The sequence below is a fragment of the Massilia sp. WG5 genome (genome assembly GCF_001412595.2).
Taxonomy (GTDB): Bacteria; Pseudomonadota; Gammaproteobacteria; order Burkholderiales; family Burkholderiaceae_D; genus Telluria.
In genome coordinates this window covers 3,138,991-3,156,159 of sequence record NZ_CP012640.2, presented here as the reverse complement: position 1 = coordinate 3,156,159, position 17,169 = coordinate 3,138,991, and the positions used below count along the sequence as shown (strand labels likewise).

Below are 17,169 nucleotides of genomic sequence, written 5' to 3'. Positions count from 1 at the left end.
AGGTCAGAAATGCAACGCGCAGCAGGTTTGCGAGGTTCCCTGAAGCATTGCCTAGAAAAAAGACAGACCATTATAGGCCAGTGATCGCCTCAAATGTCACGCCGCCACATTTGCGCGACAAGATTTTTAATGTGAACGAGCTTGCGGTGGAAGAAATGATCGGCGCCTGGAATCACGGTGACTGGGATGTCGAGCGGGCGCGCCCAGTCGAACACCTGCTGCAGCGTGATCGTATCGTCAAGTTCGCCGTGGATCAGGATCGAGTCCGCCGGCACCGGCGGCATCGGCCATTTGCCGGCCGCGGTCCCGACCAGCACCAGGCGCTCGGCCGGGCGGCCCTGGGCTTCCAGGCGCTGCTGCAGCTGGGCCTGCACGAAGGTGCCGAAGGAGAAGCCGGCCAGCGTGAAGGGCAGGCCGGGATATTCCTTGAGCATGTGGTCGAGCATGATCTCCATGTCGTCCACTTCGCCGCGACCGTCGTCATAGGTGCCTTCGGACTCGCCGACGCCGCGGAAATTGAAGCGGGCCGTCACGTAGCCGAGGCCGACGAAAGCGCGCGCCAGCGTCTGCGCGACCTTGTTTTCCATCGTGCCGCCGTACAGCGGGTGCGGGTGGGCCACCAGGGCGATGCCCCGCGGTGCGCTTCCCGGCTCCCCTTCCGGCTCGTCCAGGAGGCACTCCATCTTGCCGGCGTGGCCGGTCAGGTAAAACTTTTGCGAATGCTTGTTCATTGATGCGGCGTCGTTCAGATTTTCAGGCGCTCGACCACTTCGCCCTTCAGCAGGTGGCGGTCGATGATCTCGTCGATGTCGGAGGTGTCGACATAGGTGTACCAGGTGCCCTGCGGGTAGACCACCACCACCGGCCCCTCTTCGCAGCGGTCCAGGCAGCCGGACTGGTTGATGCGCACCTTGCCCTGGCCGTTCAGGCCCAGTTCCTTAATGCGTTTCTTGGCGTGCTTCTGGGCGGTTTCGGCGCCGTGTTTGCCGCAACTGGGGCGGCAGCCTTCGCCTTCGCGCACGTTCATGCAGAAGAACACGTGGTGTTCATAAAATGGTTTGTCGTCGCTCATGTCGTTCTCGAATGGCGCCCGGATCAGGGCTGTGATTGACCGCTATGATACGCCGTTCTGGCTCATTGACGGTTCAGGCGGTGCGAGGGCAGCAGCAGGAACCAGAGTGCCAGGAAGGGCCAGGCCATGCCGATGAACTGCGCCGCGCCGTTGAAGTTCAGGAATTTACCCTGCTGCCAGGCCTGCAGGGTGGCGACGAAATACGGGTTGGCCGGGATCGTGTTTACGACGATCAGGGACAGCACCAGGGTCACCACGGCCAGGCGGCGCTGTGCGACCTGGGGCGCGAAGGCCAGGCCGGCCAGCATGATCAGGCCGATCAGGAAGCCGCCCTGGGCGCCGGGCGTGATCCAGGTGAGGGCATTTTCGGGGGAGAAGAACAGCGAGCTGGCCAGGGTCTTGACCAGCAGGGCCGTGAAGACCAGCGCCAGCATCAGCCAGAGCCGCGGCGCGGTGCGGCGCGTCAGGCACAGCAGGGTGAGGGCGGCGCCGGTCATGCCGCAGGCCGTGATCACGATCTCCGACAGCCAGTACTGCTCGACCGTCATGCCGGCGCTGCCGCGGATCATGGTGACCAGGTCGATGTCGGTGTCGAGCCATTCGGACAGCCATTCCGACAGCAGCGGCAGGATCTGGCCATTGCCGAACAGGTAACCCTGCGGGTAGACCTGGGCCAGTGGCCACAGCGCGATCAGCACCAGGCCCTGGCTGGCGTAGGCGGCGAACCAGCGCTGGCGCAGGCGCTGCAGGCGGCTGTGGTCGAGCAGCAGCGGGGCGAAGAACAGTCCGAGCACCGCGCCGGCCAGGCAGCCGCCGGCATTCGTCAGCAGGTCGAGGTTCGAGGGCACGCGGCTGGGCAGGTAGTTCTGTACGGTCTCCATCAGGCCCGACACCAGCAGCCCGCACAGGGCCGCGACCACCACCGCCCAGGCGCCGCGCACCAGCGGATGCAGGGCCAGCACCAGCAGCACGCCGAGCGGCATGTAGCCGACGATGTTGACCATGACGTCGAAGCCGGTCCAGTAACGTTGCGGCTGCAGGTTCAGGAAGGCGAACGGCGACAGCCCGCTGCTGCGCCAGCCGGAAAACGGAAACCAGCTTGCGTAGACGATCAGCAGCAGGTAGGCCAGCAGGGCGGCGCGCGCGACCGGCGACGCGCGCGGCCGTGCCGGGTCGTGCGTGTCGGTCATCGGCGGGTCAGGTCGAGGGTGCCAAGCCAGCTCACGATGTCGGCGGCGATGGCGTCGGTGCTGGCGGCCAGCGCGCGTGCGCCGCCGGCCGCATCAGGCGTGTTCGCGGCGGTACTGCGGGTGAAGCTGCGCTGGTCGACCAGCACGTGGCCGCGGAAGACTGAGGCGCGCAGCGCCACCTGGCCTTCGCTCTGCGCCGCGCTGCTGAAGCTGTGGACGAATTCGTCGACGTCGACGCGCAGGATCGGGATGCCGTTCGAGGCGTCGGTTTCCGACAGCACCTTGGCGCCGGACTGGCCGATCCGGGTCTTCAGGCGCTGGGTCATCATCTGCAGCGGATTCGCAGTCCAGCGGCTGTTCGCATACGAGCGCGCCTGCAGGGCGTCGGCATAGCCGAGGCGGTAGAACATGCGCTCGCTGTCGAGGGCGCTCGAGCCGGTAACGTCGGTGACGACGATCGCGCCGATCGACGCCGCGGGCATCGCGGCAGGCTGCGCCGCCTGCGCGGCGGCGGGCGGGGTGGCCGGGCCGAAATCGAACTGGGTGGTCGGTTCGCCCTTCTGCGAGGCGCAGCCGCCGAGGAGCAGGCCGGCGGCAGCCAGGACGGCGATGAAACGGTGCGTTTTCAAGATCACGGTTTCCTCATGATTCATTTGGTCGGAGGGACGAAGCCGGGTTCGCCGGGGCCGGGTTGGGCCTTGGGACTGCCGAACAGAATGCTCTGCGGGCGGTCGCCGATATTCGTCACGGTGCGGCGCACGGCGCGCAGCGAGATGCGGGCCTCGTCGGTCATCTCGGTCAGGTGCGGCAGGGTGCGCATCTCCAGGTTCGAGGTCACGCCTTCGAGCGAGGCGATGGCGCCGGCTGCGCGGTCGATCGGCCCGCCCGGCGCCTGCAGGTTGGTGGCCAGGCGGTCGTAGTTGCGCACCGCGCTGGTGGCGCTGGTGGACAGTTCGTTCACCGAGCTCATGGTGCGATCCAGCTTGGCGGTCAGCTCCGGCATGCGCGCCAGGGTCGGCTGCAGCTGTTTCGGGATCTCCGCATAGGCCTCGGCGGCCTTGCTGATGTTGTCGACGGCGTGCGTGATCTTGTCGGCGTTTTCCTGGCTGACGATGTTGTTCAGGCTGTTCGTGATCTGCTCGGTCTTCTCGAGGATGGACAAGCCGCGCTTTTCCAGCTGGTCCAGCAGGCCGGGGCGCAGCGGGATACGCGCCACGTGGTTCTTGTCGCTGGCCAGCAGCGGGGAGCCGGTACGGTCGTCGTCCAGCTGGATGAAGGCGATGCCGGTCACGCCCTGGTAGCCGAGCGAGGCGAAGGTGGTGGTGGTGACCGGCGCGTTATCGGCGATCGACAGCTTGATCAGGATCTGGCCGGTGACGCGCGGGTCGAACACGATGTCGTCGACGCGCCCGACCTCCAGGCCGCGGTAGCGCACCGCGGCCTGCGGGTTCAGGCCGGGAATGGTCTGGGTGGTGACGATCTCGTAGGGGTGCATGGTGGTGCGGTCGCGGTTGAACCACAGTCCGATCAGGACCGCCGCCACCAGCAGCGCGACCGTGAAGAAGCCCGTCATCAGCGCATATGATCTGTTTTCCATATCAGTCTTCCGATTCCTTTCCTGCGTAGCGTTCCTCCAGCACTTCCAGCGCGCGCTGGCCGCGCGGACCGAGGAAAAATTGTTTGATGAAGGGATGCTTCACCCGCAGCACGTCGCATGCGGGGCCGACTGCGAGCACGTGCTTCTCGGCCAGTACGGCGATGCGGGAAGACAGCGCGAACAGCGTGTCCAGGTCGTGCGTGACCATCACCACGGTCAGCTTCAGCTCGTTGTGCAGGGTCTGGATCAGCTCCACGAAGGTGTCCGACAGGTCGGGATCCAGGCCGGCGGTGGGCTCATCCAGGAACAACAGCTGGGGTTCGAGCGCCAGGGCGCGCGCCAGGGCGGCGCGCTTGATCATCCCGCCGGACAGGTCGGACGGCATCTTGTTGGCGTCGCCCGGTCCCAGCCCCACCATGTCCATCTTCAGCAGCACGGCGTCGCGGATCACGTTCTCGGGCAGGGCGCGCAGCTCGCGCAGCGGCAGGGCGATGTTGTCGAACACCGTCAACGCCGAATACAGGGCGCCCTGCTGGAACAGCATGCCCCAGTGGTTGCGCATGCGCTGCAGCTGTTCCGGGCTGGCGCTGCTGACGTCCTCGCCGAACACGGTCACCGAGCCGCTGGAAGGATGCTCCAGGCCCAGCATCTGGCGCAGCAGCACGGTCTTGCCGGTGCCGGAGCCACCGACGATCGACAAGATCTCGCCGGCGTAAATATCGAGGTTCAGGTCCTGGTGCACCACGGTGCGGCCGAAACGGGTCCAGAGATTGCGGATCTGGACCACCGGCGGTCCGACTTTTTCGTCCGGTTTGCGGTTGAGTGCCTGCTGCATCAGTCGAACCCCACGCCCGAAAAGACGATCGCGAACACGGCGTTGGCCATGATGACGACGGTGATCGCGGTGACCACCGAGGTCGTGGTCAGGCGCCCCAGGCTTTCGGTGTTCGGCTTGATGCGCAGGCCGAAGTGGCAAGCGGTGAGGGCGATCAGCATGCCGAACACGACGCCCTTGCCCAGGCCGATCATGTAGTTCACGATCGGCACCGCCGACGGCAGTTTCTGGATGAAGTAGCGCAGCGCCAGGTGCAGTTCGACCTTGGCCGCCAGCATGCCGCCCAGCAGGGCCATGGAGTCGGTCCACACCACCAGCAGCGGCATCGCGATCGCCAGCGCGATCACCTTCGGCATGATCAGCCGGAAGCCGTGCGAGATGCCCATGACCAGCATCGCGTCGAGCTCCTCGGTCACCCGCATTACCCCGAGCTGGGCCGTGATCGAGGAACCGGAGCGGCCCGCCACCAGGATCGCCGCCAGCAGCGGCCCGAGCTCCCGGATGACGGCCATGCCGAGGATGTTGACCAGGTAGATGTCGCCGCCGAACATGCGCAGCTGCTGGGCCGACAGGTAAGAGAGCACGATCCCGATCAGGAAGCCCACCAGCGCCGTAATGCCCAGCGCCTGGAAGCCGGAATGGTAGATGTTGGCCGAGATTTCCTTCCACGGCCCCGCCATCGGATGGCGGATGAAGCGGCCGACATCCTGCACCACCTGGCCGATCAGGATCACCACCGCCTTCATGTGCTCGAAGAAGGACAGCACCCCCGAACCCAGCTTGATTACCCAGTTCAGGGGACTGCTGCGCACCCGCGGCAGGTCGATGTGGCCGGCTTTCTCGATGCGCGCGAACAGTTCTTCCTGCCGCGGGTCGAGCTTCAGCAGACTGGGGCGTTGATTGCCCCAGGCGCTCCAGAACATCTGGGCACCGATGTGGTCGAGGCTCGCTACTTCCGACAGGTCCCAGGCCAGCGAAGGCTTGCCAGCCAGCCCGGCCAGGGTCTTGTTGATGCTCTTGAGCGCCCCACGCCTGGCCAGCGCGTGAACCTGCCATACGCCGCGCGCCACCACGGATTGCTCCTGGCCGGTGGGATGTTCGATAATTAATGTTGGCGCATTTTCAATCCGCATTACACCAGTGTAAAAGAGATTCGCGGTAGCTGCCACACGCTCTGCGGTAGCGTGTGCCTGCTACCTTCATGCCGCCAGGTGGCGGACCTGGCGCTCGGGTGCGGCGGCCTTCTGTTCGGTCCTGGCTTGCTTGCCTGTCTTGTCGACGTTGCCGGCATAGTCGCTGGCCAGCAGTTCCTTTGCCGCTTCTTCGGCCATCCCCTGCAGCTGCAGCCATTCCTGTACCAGCCTGGCCAGGCGGTCGAGGGCGATGCGGTGGGTGGCGTCGGTACGGGTATACATCCAGTTTGAAAACGCCATGAAGCTGGCGAAGGGTGTGTCCCCCATCAGCGTCTTGACGGTATGCGCGAAGCGGCCGGAGTTCGCCACCAGGTCCCAGTAGCGGGCAAAGCGCACCAGGCGCTGCATGGTGGCGAAGTCGATGCGGTCGGTGGCCAGCACCGTGTAGGGCGGGTAGGGATCGAACACCATCCCGAAGGGCTCGGTGTGGCGGATGATCGGGGTGCCGCGCAGGCGCTTCAGGATCCCGAACTGGATTTCGTGCGGGCCGAGGGCCACCAGCTTGTCGAAGCCGCGCGCGAAGCTGTCGACGTCTTCGCCCGGCAGGCCGGCGATCAGGTCGACGTGCAGGTGGGCGTGCGAGTGTTCGTGCAGCCAGCGGATGTTGTCCGCGGCCTTGTCATTGTCCTGGCGCCGGCTGACCAGGGACTGCACCTCGGGATTGAAGCTCTGGATGCCGATCTCGAACTGCAGGGCGCCCGCCGGAAACTGGGCGATGGTCGCTTTCAGCGCCTCCGGCAGGTGGTCGGGGACGAGCTCGAAGTGGGCGTAGACCGGATCTTCCGGGGAGGCCGCGATCTTATCGAGGAAGAACTGCATGATGCGCTGGCTGGTCTTGACGTTCAGGTTGAAGGTGCGGTCGACGAACTTGAACAGGCGGGCGCCGCGCTGGTAGAGGCCTTCCATCTCGGCCAGGAAGGTCTCGAGATTGAAGGGCCAGGCGGTCTTGTCCAGCGAAGACAGGCAGAACTCGCACTTGAAGGGGCAGCCGCGCGAGGCTTCCACATAGATGGTGCGGTGGGCGATGTCCTCGTCGCTATACAAGGAGTAGGGCAGCGCGATCTCGGCCATCGGCGGCTGGACGCCGGCGTGGACCTTCATCAGCGGCTTCGGGCCGTGCAGGATGTCGCCGCACAGCTTGGGGAAGGTGATATCGCCCCAGCCGGTGACGACGTAGTCGGCCAGGCGGACGACTTCCTGCTTGTCGGTTTCGTAGGAAACCTCGGGGCCGCCCAGAACGACCGTCACCTCGGGAGCGACGCGCTTGAGCATGGCGACGACCTTGGTCGTCTCCTCGACGTTCCATATATAGATGCCGAAGCCGACGATGCGCGGTTTCTTCGCGAGCAGGCGTTCGACCACTTCGGTCGTCTTCGCACCGATGACGAATTCCATCAGCACGGTGTGTTCCTGCAGCTCTCCCATATTGGCCAGCAGGTAGCGCAGGCCCAGCGAAGCATGGGCGTAGCGGGCGTTGAGGGTGGAGAGCAGGATGGTCATGGCTGGAACTGGAAGGGAAACGGCAAAGCGTGCATTGTACGCGTGGGTCGAAGAATTCGCGTGCAGGCCTTGCGGGGCTTTTGCAGCTTTGTTATAGTTCTGTCCCTGCTTCTGCAGCGCACCAAAAAGCTTCAACATCGAGTGCACACTGCGGAAAAGGATGAGTTGACGGATTAAACGAAACACTGCATAATCTCGCTTCTCTGCTGCTGACGAACACAACGATTCGCAAACGCAGCAAGGTAGTACCGAACACAGTTCTTTAACAATCAACAGTCGATAAGTGTGGGCGTTTGATGAAGTGCCAGCAGCCGCGTCAGTGGCTGCTGAATGCTTAAATTATCAAATGTTCACACAAAAGAAATACGTTGCTCAGCAATGAGTAACGGTCAGTATTTTGAGTGAGCGACACGTTGTCTGCGAAAGCGGATGACAAAACAGAGATTAAACTGAAGAGTTTGATCCTGGCTCAGATTGAACGCTGGCGGCATGCTTTACACATGCAAGTCGAACGGCAGCGCGGGGCAACCTGGCGGCGAGTGGCGAACGGGTGAGTAATACATCGGAACGTACCCAGAAGTGGGGGATAACGTAGCGAAAGTTACGCTAATACCGCATACGTTCTACGGAAGAAAGTGGGGGATCTTCGGACCTCATGCTTTTGGAGCGGCCGATGTCTGATTAGCTAGTTGGTGAGGTAAAGGCTCACCAAGGCGACGATCAGTAGCTGGTCTGAGAGGACGACCAGCCACACTGGGACTGAGACACGGCCCAGACTCCTACGGGAGGCAGCAGTGGGGAATTTTGGACAATGGGCGCAAGCCTGATCCAGCAATGCCGCGTGAGTGAAGAAGGCCTTCGGGTTGTAAAGCTCTTTTGTCAGGGAAGAAACGGTTGAGGCTAATATCCTCGGCTAATGACGGTACCTGAAGAATAAGCACCGGCTAACTACGTGCCAGCAGCCGCGGTAATACGTAGGGTGCAAGCGTTAATCGGAATTACTGGGCGTAAAGCGTGCGCAGGCGGTTTTGTAAGTCTGACGTGAAATCCCCGGGCTCAACCTGGGAATTGCGTTGGAGACTGCAAGGCTGGAGTCTGGCAGAGGGGGGTAGAATTCCACGTGTAGCAGTGAAATGCGTAGAGATGTGGAGGAACACCGATGGCGAAGGCAGCCCCCTGGGTCAAGACTGACGCTCATGCACGAAAGCGTGGGGAGCAAACAGGATTAGATACCCTGGTAGTCCACGCCCTAAACGATGTCTACTAGTTGTCGGGTCTTAATTGACTTGGTAACGCAGCTAACGCGTGAAGTAGACCGCCTGGGGAGTACGGTCGCAAGATTAAAACTCAAAGGAATTGACGGGGACCCGCACAAGCGGTGGATGATGTGGATTAATTCGATGCAACGCGAAAAACCTTACCTACCCTTGACATGTCAGGAATCCTCGAGAGATCGGGGAGTGCCCGAAAGGGAGCCTGAACACAGGTGCTGCATGGCTGTCGTCAGCTCGTGTCGTGAGATGTTGGGTTAAGTCCCGCAACGAGCGCAACCCTTGTCATTAGTTGCTACATTCAGTTGAGCACTCTAATGAGACTGCCGGTGACAAACCGGAGGAAGGTGGGGATGACGTCAAGTCCTCATGGCCCTTATGGGTAGGGCTTCACACGTCATACAATGGTACATACAGAGGGCCGCCAACCCGCGAGGGGGAGCTAATCCCAGAAAGTGTATCGTAGTCCGGATCGCAGTCTGCAACTCGACTGCGTGAAGTTGGAATCGCTAGTAATCGCGGATCAGCATGTCGCGGTGAATACGTTCCCGGGTCTTGTACACACCGCCCGTCACACCATGGGAGCGGGTTTTACCAGAAGTAGGTAGCTTAACCGCAAGGAGGGCGCTTACCACGGTAGGATTCGTGACTGGGGTGAAGTCGTAACAAGGTAGCCGTATCGGAAGGTGCGGCTGGATCACCTCCTTTCTAGAGTGGCACTGGAGCGAAAGCTCAGCATCAAGCGCCTACGCTTATCGACTGTTCAAAAGTTAAACGAGAAGAGTTTTCGGGGCTGTAGCTCAGCTGGTTAGAGCACCGTGTTGATAACGCGGGGGTCGTTGGTTCGAGTCCAACCAGCCCTACCACGTTAGATGTATGTCGGGGGATTAGCTCAGCTGGGAGAGCACCTGCTTTGCAAGCAGGGGGTCGTCGGTTCGATCCCGTCATCCTCCACCACTCTTCACCACTGCATTTATCCAAGTTCAGAGCAAACTGAGTTTCGATAAGTGTAGTTCTCGTTCTTTAACAATCTGGAAGAAGTAAAGTTTTCTTTAAGCGTTCAACGCATCGAAAGATGTATTGAACACTTAGGGTAGTAATCTGTTGTATCAACAAACAAAGTAAGCTGTCATTTGCCTATGACGATCCCTGATACTCATGCAGGGGCCAACGTTATAGGGACAAGTGAATAAGTGCACATGGTGGATGCCTTGGCGATTACAGGCGATGAAGGACGTAGTAGCTTGCGATAAGCTGCGGGGAGTGAGCAAACACACTTTGATCCGCAGATTTCCGAATGGGGAAACCCGGCCCTTTGGGTCATCACTCACTGAATACATAGGTGTGTGAAGCGAACGCGGCGAACTGAAACATCTAAGTAGCTGCAGGAAAAGAAATCAACCGAGATTCCCAAAGTAGTGGCGAGCGAAATGGGATGAGCCTTGTACGTGATAGTCGATCGGATAGTGGAACGCTCTGGAAATGGCGGCCATAGCGGGTGATAGCCCCGTACACGAAATCCGAACGGTGATACTAAGCGTACGACAAGTAGGGCGGGACACGAGAAATCCTGTCTGAAGATGGGGGGACCATCCTCCAAGGCTAAATACTCGTAATCGACCGATAGTGAACCAGTACCGTGAGGGAAAGGCGAAAAGAACCCCGGGAGGGGAGTGAAATAGATCCTGAAACCGTGTGCATACAAACAGTCGGAGCCTCTTCGTGGGGTGACGGCGTACCTTTTGTATAATGGGTCAGCGACTTACATTCAGTGGCGAGGTTAACCAGATCGGGGAGCCGTAGAGAAATCGAGTCCGAACAGGGCGACAGTCGCTGGGTGTAGACCCGAAACCAGGTGATCTACCCATGGCCAGGATGAAGGTGCGGTAACACGCCCTGGAGGTCCGAACCCACTAATGTTGAAAAATTAGGGGATGAGCTGTGGGTAGGGGTGAAAGGCTAAACAAACCTGGAAATAGCTGGTTCTCTCCGAAAACTATTTAGGTAGTGCCTCAAGTATCACCACCGGGGGTAGAGCACTGTTATGGCTAGGGGGTCATTGCGACTTACCAAACCATTGCAAACTCCGAATACCGGTGAGTGCGAGCTTGGGAGACAGACGTCGGGTGCTAACGTCCGGCGTCAAGAGGGAAACAACCCAGACCGCCAGCTAAGGTCCCAAAGATTGGCTAAGTGGAAAACGAAGTGGGAAGGCTAAAACAGTCAGGATGTTGGCTTAGAAGCAGCCATCATTTAAAGAAAGCGTAATAGCTCACTGATCGAGTCGTCCTGCGCGGAAGATGTAACGGGGCTAAGCCAGTCACCGAAGCTGCGGATATATTTCTCGTGATTTATCACTTGATCTATATGGTAGGAGAGCGTTCTGTAAGCCTGCGAAGGTGTCTTGTAAAGGATGCTGGAGGTATCAGAAGTGCGAATGCTGACATGAGTAGCGATAAAGGGGGTGAAAAGCCCCCTCGCCGAAAGCCCAAGGTTTCCTGTTCAACGTTCATCGGAGCAGGGTGAGTCGGCCCCTAAGGCGAGGCAGAGATGCGTAGCTGATGGGAAGCAGGTTAATATTCCTGCACCGTCGTATGATGCGATGGGGGGACGGATCGCGGAAGGTTGTCTGCCTGTTGGAATAGGCAGTTTCTGGTTCATAGAAGGCGCTTAGGCAAATCCGGGCGCGGAATTCAAGGGACTGGGACGAGCGGCTTCATGCTGCGAAGCAATCGGAAGTGGTTCCAAGAAAAGCCTCTAAGCTTCAGTCATACGAGACCGTACCGCAAACCGACACAGGTGGGCGAGATGAGTATTCTAAGGCGCTTGAGAGAACTCGGGAGAAGGAACTCGGCAAATTGGTACCGTAACTTCGGGATAAGGTACGCCCCGGTAGCTTGATTGGTTTACTCCATGAGGGTGAAAGGGTTGCAATAAACTGGTGGCTGCGACTGTTTAATAAAAACACAGCACTCTGCAAACACGAAAGTGGACGTATAGGGTGTGACGCCTGCCCGGTGCTGGAAGATTAAATGATGGGGTGCAAGCTCTTGATTGAAGTCCCAGTAAACGGCGGCCGTAACTATAACGGTCCTAAGGTAGCGAAATTCCTTGTCGGGTAAGTTCCGACCTGCACGAATGGCGTAACGATGGCCACACTGTCTCCTCCCGAGACTCAGCGAAGTTGAAATGTTTGTGATGATGCAATCTACCCGCGGCTAGACGGAAAGACCCCATGAACCTTTACTGTAGCTTTGCATTGGACTTTGAACCAATCTGTGTAGGATAGGTGGGAGGCTTTGAAGCGGGGACGCCAGTTCTCGTGGAGCCATCCTTGAAATACCACCCTGGTTTGTTTGAGGTTCTAACCTTGGCCCGTTATCCGGGTCGGGGACAGTGCATGGTAGGCAGTTTGACTGGGGCGGTCTCCTCCTAAAGTGTAACGGAGGAGTTCGAAGGTACGCTAGGTACGGTCGGACATCGTGCTAATAGTGCAATGGCATAAGCGTGCTTAACTGCGAGACCGACAAGTCGAGCAGGTACGAAAGTAGGACATAGTGATCCGGTGGTTCTGTATGGAAGGGCCATCGCTCAACGGATAAAAGGTACTCTGGGGATAACAGGCTGATTCCTCCCAAGAGTTCATATCGACGGGGGAGTTTGGCACCTCGATGTCGGCTCATCACATCCTGGGGCTGTAGCCGGTCCCAAGGGTATGGCTGTTCGCCATTTAAAGTGGTACGTGAGCTGGGTTTAAAACGTCGTGAGACAGTTTGGTCCCTATCTGCCGTGGGCGTTGGAAATTTGAAGGGGGCTGCTCCTAGTACGAGAGGACCGGAGTGGACGAACCTCTGGTGTACCGGTTGTCACGCCAGTGGCATTGCCGGGTAGCTAAGTTCGGAAGAGATAACCGCTGAAAGCATCTAAGCGGGAAACTCGCCTTGAGATGAGATTTCCCGGAGCCTTGAGCTCCTTGAAGGGTCGTTCGAGACCAGGACGTTGATAGGTCGGGTGTGGAAGTGCAGTAATGCATTAAGCTAACCGATACTAATTGCCCGTACGGCTTGTCCCTATAACCTTGGCAGTCCTTGCCGGGTTTTGACAGCTGCTTGTTGAGACAACAGATAAAACTACTTCTTCCAGATTCAGGGTAGCGTCGCCACACGACGACGGAACCCGTACAAGTCATGCCTGATGACCATAGCAAGTCGGTACCACCCCTTCCCATCCCGAACAGGACCGTGAAACGACTTTGCGCCGATGATAGTGCTGCAACCAGTGTGAAAGTAGGTTATCGTCAGGCTAATTATTAAGCGAAGCCCCACCAGTGATCTGGTGGGGCTTTTTGCTTTGGGCGGCCGCTTTAGCGCTTGACCGACCCAAACGCCTGGCCACGGCCGACCAGGCATCCGACTGCAATGGCGTGAATCGCCCAGCGCGAAAAGCCGCACACAAGAATGTTTTCGCGCGCGAATGCGTCGATCATCGGATCGTCATTGGACACAAGCACGCCGAGCGATTCGTTTCGCTTCCTTTGCCTGTTTCATCGTCACATTGCTGAGGCGAATTCTCCGAGGACACTCAGCGTCCCGCGACCTCTCCGCTAGCGAGTGTCGAACATGCTGCGCAGACCGAAGTCACAATGATGAGATCGCCGGGTAGTGTTGCCGGGCTGCGCGAATCAGCCGGTTGGCGCATCCTCGATCTGCTTGATGCCCAGCGTGAGCGCTTCGCCCAAGTTTGCCCGCGGCAACGAGTAACTGAGTGCCTGCTACCGGGAACAAGGTCTGCCGATTCAACGATGTGGTGTACGGCTTCTCCACCGTACGACCTTAAGCGTTGCGTCCACCGCGGCTGGCAAGAGCCTCCGCGCGCAACTGAAGCCCGCATCGCAAGAAGTCGGCAGCACACCCGATACCGTGAACCGTTTCCGCGACAAGCCGGCAGGAACGCCGGCCTGAACGTTCCGATGAGCGCGGCGCCGCTCGTGCTGCTGGCCATCGTCCTGGGCTTTCTGGCCACCTAGCCGGGGGGCACGCTCGAGGTGACGGCCAGCGAGAGCGTCGTGACGTGCTCGCCGCCAGGTGCAGCGCCGGCATCCACCACGAAGTGGGACTTGAGCGTACATGGTCGCGCTACCGATCGGACCGCGCAGCCAGCGTATGACCGCGCCGGCATCGCCCATGACCCGTTGACGCATCGGCGCGAGTTACTGCAGCGTCGCTGCATGCACGGATACCTCGCCGGCGGCGTAAGGATCGACAGTATGTCCGAACCAATGGAGGGGCCAAACGCATCCAGTCGAAGAGACTGCTGCTCGCGCAGCTCGGCAGCGCGACCGACTTGCCTATCAAGGCGGTGACGGCCGGTCTCGGCATTGCCTACCTGTTCGCGGATTGGCTGCGACTCCCGCTCAAGCCAGGCAAGCTCGAACCGGTAGCTGGATCCTGAGGGCCGCGGTTCGGCAAGCCCTATCTCTGCTATCCCGGACGCCGTCTGGGGTCGACGCTCTTGCGCGCCTTTGCCGATTTCATCCGACAGACAACATAAAGCCCGCCTCCCGAGCGCGCACAGGGCGCCGGGTAGGCGGGCTCATCTTCGCGGCGCATGAAGCTGCCGCGTCCAGCCGCTTGCAATCCGGCGCCGCCGCTATTGCGGGAGGGACATGGTCCACTCGCGCTGCGCTTCTGCGGTCGCCGTCGCATGAACGGCTGGGCTTACACTCGTCTCCGTCTGTGCTCCCCCCGATATCGGAACTTCAGGTAGACCAGTGTCGCCCAGTTCGACAATTCTTGTCCGCGCAAGCATGCGCGGGGCATACAGACATTATCCCGCTGCAAGCGCCCTCATCTGTTCGCAGCCTCACACAACCCTGTCCTGCAACATGATTCAGGAGCGCGGCTCGGCAACCTGGGCGGGATCGCTTCGTGGGATGAAATACCAGAGTCCCATAAAGAGGAGCAGAGTAGCAACCGCGGCAGCGATGCTCAGCGAGAGCATGTCGGTTGCAAGCGACATTACCGTCAACATATCGAGTGATAGACCGACAGCCAACGGTATGAGTCCGCCACGGATGCTCTTGCGAGACATGCGTAGCATCCTTGAGGTCGCTTGACCGCGTTTCGCGCGGTTGTAGACGGCCGGCGTCATCAGCATCGCCATCGCGACAACCATCAAACCCAGTCCCACCAGATGGCACACTTGAGCATAGGTCGCGAGATCCGTGAACCGCTTATTGAATACGGCAATTGTCTGGAAGCCGAACACAGCTTGAAGACCAGGGAGGATGCAGCGCGCTTCCTCGATGATGTCGCGCATTTCCTGCTCGTTTTTATGTTGTTGAGAAGCTTGATCGTCCATGGGATGACAGTAGCCTCAAACACGGCCGTATTCAACCGGACGCACGATTGAAACGGTCGACCTGCTCATGAGTCATGGCGCTCAGGAATCCGCGCCTGTGGTTTTTATAAATAGATGCATGGAGCCTCTTGCGCGATGGCTCATCGGTTTGCTATAGTTCGCGTCCTGCTTCTGCAGCGCAAGAAAAGCTGAACGAAATCAAGTAGTTGAGCTGGGTGTTTTGATAACACCGCTGGTGCTGAAGAAAAACGGAGGGGTTGACGAGTTAAGCGAAACACTGCATAATCTCATTCCTCTGCTGCTGACGAACAAAACGATTCGTCGCGATGGCAGGCAGATCAGAACACAGTTCTTTAACAATCAACAGTCGATAAGTGTGGGCGTTTGATGAAGTGCCAGCAGCCGCGTCAGCGGTTGCTGAATGCTTAAATTATCAAATGTTCACGCAAAAGAAATACGTTGCTCAGCAATGAGTAACGGTCAGTATTTTGAGTGAGCGACACGTTGTCTGCGAAAGCGGATGACAAAACAGAGATTAAACTGAAGAGTTTGATCCTGGCTCAGATTGAACGCTGGCGGCATGCTTTACACATGCAAGTCGAACGGCAGCGCGGGGCAACCTGGCGGCGAGTGGCGAACGGGTGAGTAATACATCGGAACGTACCCAGAAGTGGGGGATAACGTAGCGAAAGTTACGCTAATACCGCATACGTTCTACGGAAGAAAGTGGGGGATCTTCGGACCTCATGCTTTTGGAGCGGCCGATGTCTGATTAGCTAGTTGGTGAGGTAAAGGCTCACCAAGGCGACGATCAGTAGCTGGTCTGAGAGGACGACCAGCCACACTGGGACTGAGACACGGCCCAGACTCCTACGGGAGGCAGCAGTGGGGAATTTTGGACAATGGGCGCAAGCCTGATCCAGCAATGCCGCGTGAGTGAAGAAGGCCTTCGGGTTGTAAAGCTCTTTTGTCAGGGAAGAAACGGTTGAGGCTAATATCCTCGGCTAATGACGGTACCTGAAGAATAAGCACCGGCTAACTACGTGCCAGCAGCCGCGGTAATACGTAGGGTGCAAGCGTTAATCGGAATTACTGGGCGTAAAGCGTGCGCAGGCGGTTTTGTAAGTCTGACGTGAAATCCCCGGGCTCAACCTGGGAATTGCGTTGGAGACTGCAAGGCTGGAGTCTGGCAGAGGGGGGTAGAATTCCACGTGTAGCAGTGAAATGCGTAGAGATGTGGAGGAACACCGATGGCGAAGGCAGCCCCCTGGGTCAAGACTGACGCTCATGCACGAAAGCGTGGGGAGCAAACAGGATTAGATACCCTGGTAGTCCACGCCCTAAACGATGTCTACTAGTTGTCGGGTCTTAATTGACTTGGTAACGCAGCTAACGCGTGAAGTAGACCGCCTGGGGAGTACGGTCGCAAGATTAAAACTCAAAGGAATTGACGGGGACCCGCACAAGCGGTGGATGATGTGGATTAATTCGATGCAACGCGAAAAACCTTACCTACCCTTGACATGTCAGGAATCCTCGAGAGATCGGGGAGTGCCCGAAAGGGAGCCTGAACACAGGTGCTGCATGGCTGTCGTCAGCTCGTGTCGTGAGATGTTGGGTTAAGTCCCGCAACGAGCGCAACCCTTGTCATTAGTTGCTACATTCAGTTGAGCACTCTAATGAGACTGCCGGTGACAAACCGGAGGAAGGTGGGGATGACGTCAAGTCCTCATGGCCCTTATGGGTAGGGCTTCACACGTCATACAATGGTACATACAGAGGGCCGCCAACCCGCGAGGGGGAGCTAATCCCAGAAAGTGTATCGTAGTCCGGATCGCAGTCTGCAACTCGACTGCGTGAAGTTGGAATCGCTAGTAATCGCGGATCAGCATGTCGCGGTGAATACGTTCCCGGGTCTTGTACACACCGCCCGTCACACCATGGGAGCGGGTTTTACCAGAAGTAGGTAGCTTAACCGCAAGGAGGGCGCTTACCACGGTAGGATTCGTGACTGGGGTGAAGTCGTAACAAGGTAGCCGTATCGGAAGGTGCGGCTGGATCACCTCCTTTCTAGAGTGGCACTGAGAGCGCAAGCTCAACATCAAGCGCCTACGCTTATCGACTGTTCAAAAGTTAAACGAGAAGAGTTTT

Annotated in this window: 10 protein-coding genes, 2 tRNA genes and 4 rRNA genes; 6 read left to right on the top strand and 10 right to left on the bottom strand. The window is 59.0% G+C overall.

The genetic code is table 11. From position 1 onward, the window contains the following. Positions 1-89: 89 nt before the first annotated feature. The 8 genes from AM586_RS14055 to AM586_RS14020 form a co-directional block, all read right to left on the bottom strand. Complete coding sequence (locus AM586_RS14055) at positions 90-731, bottom strand: alpha/beta hydrolase (protein WP_047821144.1); 642 nt, start codon at positions 729-731, stop codon at positions 90-92. 14 nt (positions 732-745) lie between these two features. Then, complete coding sequence (locus AM586_RS14050; RefSeq protein ID WP_047821142.1) at positions 746-1,072, bottom strand: ferredoxin; 327 nt, start codon at positions 1,070-1,072, stop codon at positions 746-748. 62 nt (positions 1,073-1,134) lie between these two features. Continuing rightward, positions 1,135-2,262 carry a VanZ family protein gene (locus AM586_RS14045; RefSeq protein WP_047821140.1) on the bottom strand — a complete coding sequence of 376 codons (1,128 nt, stop codon included), beginning with the start codon at positions 2,260-2,262 and terminating at the stop codon, positions 1,135-1,137. Next, entirely contained in the window at positions 2,259-2,897 is a 639-nt protein-coding gene (locus tag AM586_RS14040) for an ABC-type transport auxiliary lipoprotein family protein (protein ID WP_307162333.1), read from the bottom strand. Before AM586_RS14040 ends, AM586_RS14045 begins: the two co-directional genes overlap by 4 nt. Before the next feature lie 14 nt (positions 2,898-2,911). Further along, complete coding sequence (locus AM586_RS14035; protein WP_047821136.1) at positions 2,912-3,859, bottom strand: MlaD family protein; 948 nt, start codon at positions 3,857-3,859, stop codon at positions 2,912-2,914. 1 nt (position 3,860) lies between these two features. After that, positions 3,861-4,694: an ABC transporter ATP-binding protein gene (locus AM586_RS14030; protein ID WP_047821134.1), complete on the bottom strand. Its 834-nt coding sequence runs from the start codon at positions 4,692-4,694 to the stop codon at positions 3,861-3,863. Further along, a complete protein-coding gene (locus AM586_RS14025) occupies positions 4,694-5,827 on the bottom strand; it encodes an ABC transporter permease (protein WP_047821133.1) in 1,134 nt (377 codons plus the stop codon). Before AM586_RS14025 ends, AM586_RS14030 begins: the two co-directional genes overlap by 1 nt. 66 nt (positions 5,828-5,893) lie before the next feature. Continuing rightward, positions 5,894-7,387 carry a B12-binding domain-containing radical SAM protein gene (locus AM586_RS14020; RefSeq protein ID WP_047821129.1) on the bottom strand — a complete coding sequence of 498 codons (1,494 nt, stop codon included), beginning with the start codon at positions 7,385-7,387 and terminating at the stop codon, positions 5,894-5,896. Positions 7,388-7,833: 446 nt separating this feature from the next. Here AM586_RS14020 and AM586_RS14015 point away from each other — a divergent pair. From AM586_RS14015 to rrf, 5 genes are all read left to right on the top strand, one after another. Continuing rightward, positions 7,834-9,366 (top strand): 16S ribosomal RNA (locus AM586_RS14015). 81 nt (positions 9,367-9,447) lie between these two features. Next, a tRNA-Ile gene (locus AM586_RS14010) sits at positions 9,448-9,524 on the top strand. Positions 9,525-9,539: 15 nt separating this feature from the next. Next, positions 9,540-9,615: transfer RNA gene (locus AM586_RS14005), tRNA-Ala, on the top strand. Between the two features lie 222 nt (positions 9,616-9,837). Next, a 23S ribosomal RNA gene (locus AM586_RS14000) occupies positions 9,838-12,730 on the top strand. 118 nt (positions 12,731-12,848) lie between these two features. Beyond that, positions 12,849-12,961: ribosomal RNA gene (gene rrf / locus AM586_RS13995) — 5S ribosomal RNA — on the top strand. The 16S, 23S and 5S rRNA genes sit together here with 2 tRNA genes alongside, the layout of an rRNA operon. A gap of 60 nt (positions 12,962-13,021) precedes the next feature. Here the strand turns inward: rrf and AM586_RS29075 are convergent. Further along, positions 13,022-13,144, bottom strand: coding sequence for a hypothetical protein (locus tag AM586_RS29075; protein ID WP_257791517.1), 123 nt, complete (start codon positions 13,142-13,144; stop codon positions 13,022-13,024). Between the two features lie 1,403 nt (positions 13,145-14,547). Continuing rightward, positions 14,548-15,018: a DUF6328 family protein gene (locus AM586_RS13990; protein ID WP_047826674.1), complete on the bottom strand. Its 471-nt coding sequence runs from the start codon at positions 15,016-15,018 to the stop codon at positions 14,548-14,550. Between the two features lie 537 nt (positions 15,019-15,555). Between AM586_RS13990 and AM586_RS13985 the strand changes: the two genes are divergently transcribed. Next, a 16S ribosomal RNA gene (locus tag AM586_RS13985) occupies positions 15,556-17,088 on the top strand. Positions 17,089-17,169 lie beyond the last annotated feature (81 nt).

Coding starts and splice junctions, on each gene's coding strand:
- AM586_RS14045 (WP_047821140.1), bottom strand. CDS start 2,262: ATGACCGACACGCACGACCCGGCACGGCCGCGCGCGTCGCCGGTCGCG.
- AM586_RS14050 (WP_047821142.1), bottom strand. CDS start 1,072: ATGAGCGACGACAAACCATTTTATGAACACCACGTGTTCTTCTGCATG.
- AM586_RS14055 (WP_047821144.1), bottom strand. CDS start 731: ATGAACAAGCATTCGCAAAAGTTTTACCTGACCGGCCACGCCGGCAAG.
- AM586_RS14025 (WP_047821133.1), bottom strand. CDS start 5,827: ATGCGGATTGAAAATGCGCCAACATTAATTATCGAACATCCCACCGGC.
- AM586_RS14020 (WP_047821129.1), bottom strand. CDS start 7,387: ATGACCATCCTGCTCTCCACCCTCAACGCCCGCTACGCCCATGCTTCG.
- AM586_RS14035 (WP_047821136.1), bottom strand. CDS start 3,859: ATGGAAAACAGATCATATGCGCTGATGACGGGCTTCTTCACGGTCGCG.
- AM586_RS13990 (WP_047826674.1), bottom strand. CDS start 15,018: ATGGACGATCAAGCTTCTCAACAACATAAAAACGAGCAGGAAATGCGC.
- AM586_RS29075 (WP_257791517.1), bottom strand. CDS start 13,144: ATGATCGACGCATTCGCGCGCGAAAACATTCTTGTGTGCGGCTTTTCG.
- AM586_RS14030 (WP_047821134.1), bottom strand. CDS start 4,694: ATGCAGCAGGCACTCAACCGCAAACCGGACGAAAAAGTCGGACCGCCG.